This is a genomic window from Alcanivorax sp. HI0083 (assembly GCF_001635175.1).
In genome coordinates, this window is sequence record NZ_LWFX01000009.1 from 1 (window position 1) to 333 (window position 333).

At 55.3% G+C, this 333-nt stretch carries 1 pseudogene; it reads right to left on the bottom strand.

Annotated elements, in window-relative coordinates:
* Positions 1–333, bottom strand: a pseudogene (locus A3754_RS00195) (endopeptidase La); the annotation flags it as partial.

Genomic DNA, 333 nt, shown 5'->3' on the forward strand with positions numbered 1-333 from the left:
GTGGTCCCGGTCCAGTACTTCCTTGGCGTAATTCAGGTCATGACGCACCCGGCTGCGCTTTTTCCATGGCACCGAGGTCATCCAGTCCAGATAGCCGCGCACAACCGTGGCTTCCGCCGACATGGGGGACATCATCTTGAGCTTGTTCAGCTCTGCCTGAGCCTTGTCACGGGCCTCTTTTGGCATGCCCGAGCTGTCGATTTTCTTTTCCAGATCGTCCAGGTCATTACCACTGTCTTCCAGATCACCCAGCTCTTTCTGGATGGCTTTCATCTGTTCGTTCAGGTAATACTCGCGCTGGCTTTTCTCCATCTGCTTTTTCACCCGGCCACG